The organism is Verrucomicrobiota bacterium (assembly GCA_021413925.1).
Lineage (GTDB): Bacteria > Verrucomicrobiota > Verrucomicrobiia > Chthoniobacterales > UBA6821 > UBA6821.
Window position 1 is genome coordinate 187884 of sequence record JAIOPL010000006.1, and the last position, 12177, is coordinate 200060.

A 12177-nucleotide genomic window follows, 5' to 3' on the forward strand; every position below is an offset into this window, starting at 1 on the left:
CTGATTTAATCGCATAGAGGCCGTTGCGGGAAGCCGTAGCGGATGCGAAGCAACGACCGGGCAAGCCATGGGCCGCGGGCAAGGCGGCTTGGCACGAGCATCCCCGCAGCGGGCTGTAATTGCCAAGCCAACACAGCCCCCGGCCTGTTATCTTCGCAACCCGCAGGGCTGAAACCATTTGTCGATTTTTGCCGCGTTGCTCGCTCGGGCGAGACCGCTGCGGGTATTGACTCGCTCGCTCCCGCTCGGCTCGCCCTGACGGGTTTGCCTCCGGCAAATCTACCCAAGCAGCTCCCGCAGCTACGTGTTGCCCAGCGCTCGCGCCTTCAAAAATCAGCAAATGCTTTTCAGCGGCCTGCATGGGATTAAATCAGCGCTTCCTTAAAGAGTTAAAAGGGCTCCTCGCTGTTTGGAGTGGGTGTGGAGGTAAGGCCGAGATGCAGGGAAAAATCTGAAACTCAGGAATTGCTTGCCTGGCCGTTGTTTCAGGAAAGAGAGAGGAACATGGTGCTTCACCACAGAGGAGACGGACGGATTGGGCTACTGGGCTGAAAATTGTCGAGCTGTTGCCCAGGCGCGGGCAAAGGCAGGGAGAGATCGAAAAGATTTCCCTACGGTCGTTCCATGAATTTGACGAACCGCACGTAGAAAACGAGGATTGCAGCGGTCGAGATGGCCGCGATGGAGAAGACCGTCACGTAATGCATGTTTCGCTCCCACCACGAATAGTAGCCGATCCAGGCCAGGTTACCCAACAATCCCCCGATCCCGGCCGATAAGGCCACGAGGACCAGTCCCTTGGGCACGCGTCCCGTATCTCCGGCTCGCGGAGGCAATTTGTAAACATCCACATCGGCGGAGGGCGCCACGTAGGAGACTTCGCCCCCGAGGCGTTTCCAGCCGCGGAAGACTTTGTATTGGAACACAAACGCAACCAGGGTTGTCACCCCAGTGTAAAGGAACATATAGCGGTAGCGGAAGAGCCCCTCCGGGTCGTCTGGAGTCGCCGGGTGCAAGTGCTTGACCATGTCGAGGAAAGCTCCCGAAAGAAAGCCGGATGCAAAAATGACCGCCGCCCGCATCAGGCACATGGCCGCCGAGAACTGCCCCAGCTTATCCTTGGGCACCAGACGCATGAACCGCGTCATTCCCCCAACTTGGAAGACTCCTTGGAAGAGCGGCATAAACAGGGCCCCATGCAGGGCCGCAATCCAGAGGTAGAGTGTCGGGTTGGGCTTGTTTACAAATAACCAAACCCAGCCACCGAAACCGGTAAAGGCCGAAAAAGCCGACAGATAGGCGGATGCGCGGATCGGATGCCAGCGGTCCACCAGTTTGCCGCCAAAGTATAATCCGATGATCATGGTACCCGAGCTGATGCCTCCGATGAACCCGATGTTACCCAAGGTCAGCCCCATGCTCTTGTTGAGGAAGACGCCGAACGGGGCGAAAGCGGCAAGGCTCACCACAACAGGCTCCAGCATGAAATACCAGTAGTAGCGGGATGTGAAACACTCGCGCCCAAAACTCTTGAGCACTGCCATGAGGCCCGCGAAAAATCCCAGCCCCTTGGTATTCTCCTCGGGCGGCGGATAAGTCCCCTCCCTCACCCGCAGGCAGACGACACCAAATCCCACAAAATAGAGGAGCGCCGCCCCGAGGTAGATCTCCCGCATGTGGCTCTCGGCGAACTGGAAGATGAAAAAGTTATACAGCATGCTCGCCAGGGTGCCGACAATGCGGAACTGGGACATGAATCGACCCAGCATCTCCTGGGGAACGATATCGTTGAAAAGATACCAGTAGACCGTGTTGATGAACATGTTGAACAGGTCGAAGAGCCCCAGGCAGCAGGCCAGAACAATGATCGCCACCTTGGCCTGGTCGTACCCGGATTCGGAGAAAAAGTGCCTGTGGATCCAGGAGGCGATTTCGCTATTCAGTCCGATCATCACCAGGGAGAGGGCGAGGAAGGGCAGCGTGCCGATGATGAACGGCATGCGCCGGCCCCAGCGGGTCCGCAGCCGGTCGCTCCAGATGCTGATGCTGGGAGTGACCGTGAAGTTGAAGATGGCCGGCAGACTGGTCATGAGCAGGCTGATCGTCGTGTCGGAGGTATTAAGACTGTGAAATTTCAGGGGGATGATGCTCGGCACCACCGCTTCCATCAGCGTGAAGCAGAAGTCACCCCAGAGCATCCACGCGAACATCGCGATCAGCCCGCGCCTGCTGTAGATAAGCGACCCGCAGGTGTATGTCTTTTCGGCCGATCCGGGGGGGGAAACGGTGTTCATGACGGGATATCCCAAAGGATGGCACTGCGGCCTTCGAGCCTCTTTGTGATGAATTCCCCGTCGAGAGTCTCGCGCTCGCCGGTCCAGAAGTTCTCCGCCACCACCGGGCCGCTCTGGCCAAGCCGTGCGCGGGGAACGGAGATGACGCGGGCCTCGTCGCTCCAGTTGAAGAGGGCGACGGATTGGCGGACGCCCGCCTTGGCGGTGGGGCTCTCCGCCGGGAAGTCCACAGACAGCACCTCCGGGAGTGGCAGGCCGGTGAAGGCGCGGTCATCGGGGCAATGCACGCGGTAGCCGCGATCGCAGCGGTCGGTGAGCCTGCGCATCGCCTTGACCCACTTCTCGGGCCAGGTCTCCATGCGGCCGCCGGTTTCCAGCAGGCCCATGTTCATGAACATCCAGGTGAAGCGGAACTCGTTCTCGTTGTCCGGGAGGGCAACGTTGACGCCGACGCTGTCATTGTTGAGCAGGAAGGTTTTCCTGCCCTCGAAGCCGAGCGTCGGCAGCGACCAGATGCAGTTGTTGACCTGCTCGTGCCACACGCCCACGCCGATATCGATCGTGTTGCGGTAGGTATCCGCCCATTGGCCGATAAAAGGATTGCCCATCCCGGTGGCCACGCAGGTCATGAAGATGCCGTCCGGCGGGAGGTTTTTGCGGATGGTATCGAAGAAGCGGGCGCGCAGTTGAACCGCCGTCACCGACGGGTCGTGCAGGCGGGCGCCGCGGTCCTCGAAGTTCTGGCTCCAGAAGTCCATCTTGCACGCATCCATGCCCCATTCTCGCAGAATCACCGCCAGCGTGCGGTCGAGGTAGTCGAGCGCCCCGGGATGGGTGTAATCGAGGAAGCCATTGTTGCCGCCGATGAGGTAGAGCGAACCGTCCTCATTCCGCAGGAACCAGTCGGGATGCTCGTCGTGCAGGCGGGAGGGGACGCGCACGGTCGGCGACCACCAGAGACCGGGACGAAGGCCGAGGCTTCGGAGTTCATCGGTGTAGCCCCGGATGCCACGGGGCCATTTTTCCGAGGTGATGAACTGGTTCGGATCAGGATAGAAGCGGTCGAGGAAGGTCGTGTCGATATCCCCGGCCAGATAGCCGGCGTCCATCAGGAACCACTTGAGTTTTGGAAAATTTTGGGAAATGAAACGCGCCGTCGGGAGCAAGGAGGCCTCGGACTGGTCGCCGAAGACACCGTAGTTCCATGTACAGTGGAACGCCTCGTGGAGGATCGGCGTCTTTGGCCCGCGAAAATCAAACCGTGGCGCCAGGAAATCGATGTAATCGGCGAAGGCGTCCTCCGCGACCACACCGCTACGGATCTGGATGAAGACTCCGTCGAGCACCACTTCGCCTCCTGCCGGGATGACAAAGCCCGCGTTCTGACCGGGATCATGGCGGATGAGGAACTCCTCGAAAATGCCCTCGTTGACCATGGCCCCCTTGCGCATCTCGAAGGTCGTGTAGTTGATGGCCTGGGAGGCGGCGGCGAACACGATGGAGAAATTGCTCCGGCCGTCGAGGATCCAGAGTCCGGGGAAGGCCTGATCCTGTCCGCGTCCGAGGCGCACCGTCTCCGTCGGCAGCATGCGCACATAGGGATACTCCATCTGGCAGTGCGGGTAGTGCTCGGTGCGGACATTGTCGGTGTGCGCGAAGCGGAGATCCCACCCGAGCCAGCTTCCCCTGCCGTGCAGCACGGCCGCCGAGGGCGAGACCTGGCCGGTCACCGCTTCGTTGACAAAGACGGGACGCTTGGCGCCGTTGCGGATCGAGTGCCGGAGCACGACGGCATCGAGACCGGGAACGGGCTCCACGCTGCTGCGGACGGTAAGATCATCGCCCGCCTTGGCCTCGGCGATGAAACCTCCTTGGTGCGGGGTAGAGGCGCCGTAGGCGGTGACATGCGGCTTGCCTTCGACGACGAGGCGCAGGCCGAAATTTTTGATTCCGCTGTGATCCTCCGCAATGAAGCTCAGGCCGTTTTCTGCAAAGGTGGTATTGGTTTTCATGGGTTGGTTGTTTTTTTGCTGATTCATGGAAATGCAGTTCAGGGATGTGCCGGGAGGGGGCCGTTCCGATACAGGCCGAAGAGGAGCGCCAAGGTCGAGGCGGCCCCCCAAGGGAACTCCGCGTGGCCCGTGCCGGTGGCGGTCAGCGGGTCATAGCATTCGTAGATGCTTTCATTGCGGCTGACGGCGTCGAGGATTTTCTCCGCCGCCGCGTCCGCCTCCCCGGCGAGCCCGGCTTGGTGCAGGGCGCCGACCATCCAGTAGCTGTAATTCAGCCAGGTCCGGCCGATCCAGTAAGCCTGCTGCACCAAGGCGCCGGGATATGCCGGGGGCTCGTAGAGGGAGCCGCTGCTGCGGAACGCCTCGTGGCTCCTGTCCTGCGTCGAAAAGGGAAGCGTGGTGTAGAAGCGCTCGGGATCAAGCAGGATATCCCGGCAGATCCGCTGCGCGAGGGGCTGCGACGTGATGCCGGCGTAGATGGGCAAAAAGCTCTCGAGGGATGTCATGCCGTTGAACCTCCCGTCCACGATGCTGCGCGCCTGATAAATTCCGGCCTCGGGATTGAAGAGGCGCGAGTGAATGCACTCGCCCAGCTTTGCGGCCCGGGCTTCCCATTTCTCCGCATCGGCAGAATGCTCCAGCGTGCGGGCAATGAGGGCGAGCGCCTTCATTTCGAGATACAACTGGCAGTTGATGTCCACACTCTCGAAGCGGTGGAGCGCCGGATGCCCCCAATCCTTGGTTGTCCAGGATTCGCCGGGCTGAAGGGTGATCGGGAAATGCTCGCACCATTGCAGCGCATCATCCAGACCGCTGCAGCCCATGCCTTCCGGCCAGACATAGAGGCCGCTTCCCGTGGCATCGCATGTGCGCATCCACCACTCAACATAGCGCTTGAGCGCGGGGTAGTTGCGCGCCAGTTGATCCCGGTCGGGACAGAGGCAGTGAAAATTCCAAACGCCCCAGGCGAGGATTGGGTTCTGCGCTCCGGGGCTGTATGCGCCGTCACAGTAGCGCACGAAGGGCTTACCGTCCTCGGCAATGCCATCGCAGAGCAGCCTGTAGCTTCCCCACCCCGTGGCGGCATCCTGCATGAGGCCGCACCCAAGCAGCGAGGTGGCGGAATCCCAGAACCAGGAGGCCTCGACGCCGCATTTGCCACCGTGAAGCACGGGGACACGGTTGCCTTGCAGATCGGTCTCGAGGAAGCGGCTGCTCAGCACGATGCCGGCGGCTCGCAGTGCCAGAGGCTCGAATCGGCGCAAACGCTCCGGGAGAGGAGGCAGCGACGCGTAGCGGGCCTCGACGGCCTCGATCGCGCCGTCGAGATCCAGCGGCTTGCCTGCGGGGACGGCATCCTGAAAACGGATCTCAAAGCTCCGGACCAAGGTTCCCTTCGCCCCCAGGGAGATCTCCTCCCAATCGCTTTCCAAACGCCGGCCCGCCTGCCGGAAGGCGCAGCCCGTGAGAGTGGCCGAGGCCTCGTATTCCCGTGACACCTTCTGCACGCAGGCATGGCGGAAACCTTCGGGCAAAAGCTCCAGGGAGTGGCGCAGGCCGGCCGAGGGGATGGAGAACCAGCGCAGGCGCATCGCGACATCGGCCGCCGACTTGTTCCACAGTTCAAACTCCACCCGCAACACATCGGTTGCCTCGAAAAACATCACGCACCGCCCCTGCACCGGAGGAAAGGGGGAATGCTGCGGTCCGGTGTGATGGAAAAACTCCTCGATGTGCGATCGGTAGAAGTTCATCGAGGAGTAGGGTTGCAGGGTCCTTGGCGCTCCCGGATAGTCGATCTCCAGCCCGAGCAACTTCTCAAAGAGCGGCCTTGCATCCTGCTGGAGATGCGAGAACGCCTCATCGGGGCCTGGCAGCGTGCCGTGGTTCTTCAGAAACGAAAACCGGCTATGCTCCGAGCGGAAGCCGAAATCGGCGGCGAAGGACTCGTGCAACTGGTCCTGCGGCAAGTGGCGGCAGAAGCGCACCAGGTTGCGGCTTTTCCCGGTAAAGGGGTATCCCGTCTGCTTTTCGGGAAGATGTGCGGTCATTGTTGAAACGCGGATTTTGGAATAAATAAACGGAGGCACCGGATGTTTCTCCGGCGCCTCCGTGAGTTATTGAGTCTGTTTTTTAGGGCTTCAGGATCCTTAATACCGGCGCACGCCGACGAGTCGAACCTCACCCGGCTTGATGGCGGTGAGCACGAGCTTGCGATCGTAGAATTCAAGTTTCGATCCTTTGCCGTTGAAGTCGCGCACCCTGACGAACTCCTGCCACGGCAGCTTCGGAACGAGGCCGAGTTTGTCGAGATCGATGTCGAGCGTGACGGGCAGGGGCTTGGCACCGGTGTTCTTCACCGCCAGCAGCACGCGGTCGGGCAGCTCCCACACGGAGACCTGGGCCGCAGGATCGGTGGAGCTGACGGTTTTCGACTGACCGGCCGGGAGGAACTTCACTCCCTTGCCGTCCAGGCCCCAGTCGAGCATCCGGGCGGTGAGTTCGACCCCCTCGCCCACCGAGGCGAGTTCCTTCTTCAGGCGTTCGACATCGGCGGGCTTTTCCACCCGAAGACCGATGTATCGGGCCGTGTGCGGCAGAAGACCGCTCACCGTCACCGTTTGAGCCGGGGCATCCAGCACCGGCTCGGGATCCGCTTCATTCGACTGGCCGTTGTGCGGGTCGATGCCGCGCAGCTCCGAAAGGACAACCGTGCCGCCCGTCAAACCGAGCTTAGCGAAGTCCACCTTCAGCACGGGATTCTTCACCTCTGTTCCGTCGTGATTGAAGGCCATGACGATGACGCGCTCCGGCATTTGCCAGTAGGCGACCAGCACCTTCGGATCGTTGCTGATGATCGCGGTGTTCCGCCAGTGCGGGACATACTTCAGGCGCTCGTCATTGAGCCCGAAGTCGGTAAGCTTGTCGCCGGGCTTGTAGCCATCCCATCCGTACCAGTTGCAGTCGTGGAACCGGGTCCAGTCGTAGAACCCGCGCCAGACTTTGCCACGCTTCACGGCATCCGTCATTTGGTTGACGCTCATCCAGGTGAGGGGGACGCCGTAATTCTGGGGCGTGTTGAGCGCGCGCATCCTCTCCGGCGAGTAGAAGTCCACCCAGTCGCGCGTGGTGGCATCGGTGAGGAAGTTATGCTCCCCGTCAAGGCCGGCCCCGACCCAGGGATACGCCACGAACGGGAAGCAGTTCGTCGAGTGGACGGTCACCCCTCCGGGAGAGAGGCCCAGCTGATCCATCAGGGAGGCCAGACGCATCATGTAACGGCGGAGTTTCATGCCGTTGAATGTCGGCTGGAGACGACCGTCGGGCAGTCTGTAGGCCATGCCGTTGATCTCTTCCTTCCAGGCTTTGATGAAGAAGATGTCCCAGTAAATGGAGCGCAATCCCCCCTCGGTGAACGCCCGCTTGGCCAGCCAGAGGTCGTAATCCATCTGGGAATCGCAGATGTTGTTCTCCCCCCACTCGGGACGGAAGTAATTTTCGAGAACTTCATCGCTTGAGCGCGGTCCATAGCCCGTGATGGCCAGGGAATTGTGCACCCAAGCCGTGCGGCGGGCGGCCAGCGGATCGAATGGCTGGAGCTCGCGGACCTTCTTGTCGGCATTCACCTTGAACTCGCCCCAGACCTTGGCCCAGTCGGCGGGCGCGGCCGGCGCGGCAAGCCATTGCGTGCCGTCCCATCTCTTCCCGGCGGCATCGGTATATTGCTTGTGGGGAGCGGTGAAGGTGCCGTCCTCCGCATTGATGGTGGCGCGCCAGCCCTTCGGCAAGGGCTTGAAGGGAGTGGCGTTGTAGTTGAAGGCCAGCGTGCGCGGGGCGGTGAGCGTGTAGGGCTTGCCGATGATATTGTTGCGCAGGGTGAGGGTGGACTTGCCGTCACGCTCCTCACGGACCAACTCATGGGCCGCAATCGTGTCATCCGGCACCCAGCCCTCGTCGCTGTCGGCCCACCAGTAGAAGCCCCTCTCCTCGTTGCCGATCCAGACCCCCGGGTAGAATGATCCGACGGTCATGCCGCAGCCCCCTTTTCCCATCTGGAGCGTGCTCCAGAGGAGGCCTTTTTTATCCCGCGGCACCAGGTCCGCGCAGAGGGTGGCGAAGTTGCCCCCCGGCCCCATCGAGTTGATGGCCTGCCCCTCCTTGTCGGAAAGGGGAAACTCCAGGCGCAGCGAGTCGATCTGGACCGGATCCTTGCCGACAGGCTCGTAGGTGAGCTTGATCTGGGCGAGACCGTCCTGCTCCACGCAACCGGTGGTGCTGAACTTCAGCCCCGCTCCGGTGACCTCGCCTTGGAAGGAGACCCTCCACGGCTTTTTCTCCGTGATCCGGAGCTTCCCGCCGAGATCGATGGTTTGCTCCTTGCCACCGACGACCACCACGATGCGGGCCGGCGCGGCGAGAACGGGATTCTCCTGGGAATTCATCGCCTCGGGCAGGCCGAGGGCATCGAGTCGATAGGACCGGCCCCAGACTCCCACGGTCTCCTTTTTCACGGTCATTTCCGTGAAGGGCGCGATCACCCGCTCCGTGTCGCCGATGTTGTTCTTCCACCAATCGGCGAACACCTTGGGTTCGTCGAGCTTTTGGAAACCTTTTTTCACGGGGCCCAACATGGTGCCGTCGGCCAGTTCCATCGTGGTCTCAAGCGTGTATTTCCCGGGCTTGAGATCCGGCATTTCAAGCATGCTTTCAAAAAGGTCGTATTTTTTTTCGGTGATTTCACCGGAGAGCACCGGATTCTCCGCGCCCTCAAGAAGGATCTTGTAGTGGAGGGTCTTGGCTGATTCCGGACTGGCGGTGTAGTGGGCGTCGGCATCGAGCTGGAGCTTGCCACGCAATGCATTGAACTTGACGCTCACCGGATAGGCCGCTTTGGGAGGCGTGAACTTCACCCAATTCGCATCATAGCCGGGTGCGAAATAAGCGTAGTAGCGGTAGAGCTCCTTGTCGCCTTGCGTGACGCGGAAATACAATCCGCCCTTGTTCTTGCCGATGTCGCGCGGCAATGCCTCGGAGAGCCTGAACTCGCCGGTCTGACCAGGCGCGATGGTGAGGGTCTCCTCTTTCTTCAGTAAATCCTCGGCGGTCTTTGCATCCTTCCACTCCTCGAGCTGGGCCAGGATATTCACCGTCGCCGGTGCCGAAGTCGGATTGTAAACCGTGATCTTCGCCGCCGCCATGCCGTCCTTGAGGCCGGGCAGCTCGTCCATCGTCACCTGCACGGCGGGCGTGTTCTCGACCAGCGTCATCTTGGGCCAGCCGGAGGCGTCGAAATAGCTGCTGCCCATGGGCACGGCATTCTGCGTGAATCCTGGAATGTGGTTGAAGGCCAGAAGCATTTTCCAGACATCCCCGGTGCGGTTAGGACCGGTCAGTTCAAAGTCCTTGGCCGGGAGGACCACCTCACCCTCCCACCACGAACCTCCCCAAGGCGCCGTGCCGGGCTCGGTCTGGCGCACCGCCGTCCGGAATGTCGGACGCCAGTTGCGGAAAATCTGTCCCACCGATACACGTCCGAAATCGCCGTCCGAACCGAAGCAGCTAATGAAGAACTTGTAGGAATTGCCGAGAGTGCCTTCCGGCAGATTCGCGCCCATCGGCTGGAGGCTCAACTCCATCCCGTCGTCATGGGCATCGACGCTCCCCGGGGTCCGACCCTTCACGCGCGGCTTGTAGTCCGGCATGATCCAGGTGCGGCAGGCGAGATAGATATTCTCCGCGTCCCACGCCAAGAAATAGGTTGTCGGTCGCATGATGAGCAGGTTGCCGCCGGGGTTCTGGGTAGCGAGACCCCCGATCGCCACGGCCTCCCGCCATTCCTCGGCATCGATTTTTCCGTCGATCGTGGGTGGCTTGGAAATCCTGGGCACAGCGAATTCCGCATTTTTGCCATCAGGCAACGGATTAGCCCCTGCAACGGACAACCCGGTCAGGAGGGCTGCAGCAAACAGGGTTTTGCAGGGCGATAGCTTCATCATCTTCAGTTTCATGGTATTCTGGTTGGGGGAAAGCGAAGAGAGTTGCACGTCCGGGGCAGACAATAAAAGGGGGAATTTGAAAAAATGAAGGCCGGGCAAGCAGGGTCGAGGGTCGAGGGTCTGATGGAACTTTCGCTCCAACGGGGGCAAGCTCTCTTCGGTGCGCCATCACCGATCACCCAAAATGCTTTGCAAAACGGTCTTAAAGATTGAATCTCTTGAATCCTTTCCCTATGTCCCGACAGCCGAACTTCCAGCCCCCTTCGATGCGTGCCCTTCCTTGAGGAGGCTCAGTGATGACGGAACGCCCTTACCACAACCCGATCCTCCGTGGGACCCATCCGGATCCGAGCATTTGCCGGGTGGGCGGCGACTATTACCTCTGCACCAGCACCTTTGCGTATTTCCCGGCCGCGCCGATTTTTCACAGCCGCGACCTTGTCCATTGGCGGCAGATCGGCCATGCGATGACGCGGCGCGGGCAACTTCCACTCGACGGCGTGGCGATCCCCCGCGGCATGTATGCGCCATCCTTGCGGCACATCAACGGGCGTTTTTACATGATCACCACGCTCATGGGACATCCGCAACTTGGGTGCCGCCATCTCTATGTCTCCACCGGGGATCCCGCCGGGGAGTGGTCCGATGCCGTCTGGATCGATCAACCCGGCATCGATCCCGATCTTTTCCAGGACGAAGACGGCCGCACCTACTTCCTCCGCAATACCTCCGATGAACCCGGCCCGCGACGGCTGGTGATGGGTGAGATCGATTTGAGCACCGGAACGGTCCTGGGGGAAATGAAGGAACTCTGGAAAGGGACCGGCGGCTACGAACCGGAAGGACCGCACCTTTACCACATTGGCGACTGGTATTATCTCCTGGCTGCCGAAGGGGGCACGGGCTACGGCCATATGGTGACGGTTGCCAGAAGCCGAAGCCTGTGGGGGCCATATGAATCCTCACCGCTCAACCCCATTCTCAGCCATCGCGATGTCAGGCCGCATCCCATCCAGTGCCTCGGCCACGCCGACCTTTTTCAGGATCATGCCGGCAACTGGTGGATGGTCTTTCTCGGGGTTCGCCCGCCGAACGGCTGGAGCGCACTTCAACACCTGGGCCGCGAGACCTTCCTCGCCCCGGTGACCTGGGAAAACGGCTGGCCGGTCGTCAATGGCGGTCGTCCCGTGGGATTGCTCATGGAGGCGCCTTTGCCTCCGCCTGTGCAATGTCCGGAACCACCCGTGCGGGATGACTTTGATTCCCCGACGCTTGGCCTCGACTGGATCACCCTGCGCCAGCCGCCAGAGGGGACTTGGTCACTCCACGAGCGCCCGGGGTGGCTGCGCCTGCATGGCCATGCGTCGTGCCTGGACGATGAAGGCACAAGCCCCGCCTTTCTGGGCCGCCGGCAGACGGAAATGACCTGCAAGGCCTCGGCAAAACTCGATTTCGAACCCGCGCGCGAAGGTGACGAGGCGGGGTTGGCGACCCACATGCGGGAGAGCCACCACTACGAGGTCGCCGTCGGCCTGCGGCGGGGAGTGCGCGTTGTTTTCCTGCGTCGCCGGATTCACGATCTGCAGACCGTGGTGGCCGAGGAGGAACTCCCGCCCGGTCCGGTCGAGTTGGTCTGCACCGCCACACCCGAGACCTACACCTTCGGCTATCGCGCCGGCAGCTCCCCGCTGAGAATCCTCGGCACGGCGGCCATCGCCCCCATATCCTCCGATGCCGCCTGCACCTTCACCGGCATGATGCTGGCCCTCTACGCCACGGGCAACGGTGACACTTGCCAGGCACCGGCCGATTTCGACTGGTTCGAATACCATCCCTGCGACAGCTGAGGAAAAGAGGGGTTTGTTTCGCCTTTAC

At 61.4% G+C, this 12177-nt stretch carries 5 protein-coding genes; 1 reads left to right on the top strand and 4 read right to left on the bottom strand.

Annotated elements, in window-relative coordinates:
* Positions 1-611: 611 nt before the first annotated feature.
* The 4 genes from K8R57_04535 to K8R57_04550 are packed head-to-tail and all read right to left on the bottom strand — an operon-like array spanning position 612 to position 10314.
* Positions 612-2294 (bottom strand): MFS transporter, encoded by a 1683-nt coding sequence (locus K8R57_04535; protein ID MCE9587562.1) that lies wholly within the window; start codon positions 2292-2294, stop codon positions 612-614.
* Entirely contained in the window at positions 2291-4306 is a 2016-nt protein-coding gene (locus K8R57_04540; GenBank protein MCE9587563.1) for an alpha-galactosidase, read from the bottom strand. The genes K8R57_04535 and K8R57_04540 overlap by 4 nt, the downstream gene beginning before the upstream one ends.
* A 38-nt stretch (positions 4307-4344) precedes the next feature.
* Complete coding sequence (locus tag K8R57_04545) at positions 4345-6396, bottom strand: hypothetical protein (protein MCE9587564.1); 2052 nt, start codon at positions 6394-6396, stop codon at positions 4345-4347.
* A 60-nt stretch (positions 6397-6456) separates the two neighbouring features.
* Positions 6457-10314 carry a DUF6067 family protein gene (locus K8R57_04550; GenBank protein MCE9587565.1) on the bottom strand — a complete coding sequence of 1286 codons (3858 nt, stop codon included), beginning with the start codon at positions 10312-10314 and terminating at the stop codon, positions 6457-6459.
* 284 nt (positions 10315-10598) lie between these two features.
* Between K8R57_04550 and K8R57_04555 the strand changes: the two genes are divergently transcribed.
* A complete protein-coding gene (locus K8R57_04555) occupies positions 10599-12149 on the top strand; it encodes a glycoside hydrolase family 43 protein (GenBank protein MCE9587566.1) in 1551 nt (516 codons plus the stop codon).
* The last annotated feature ends 28 nt before the right edge of the window (positions 12150-12177 follow it).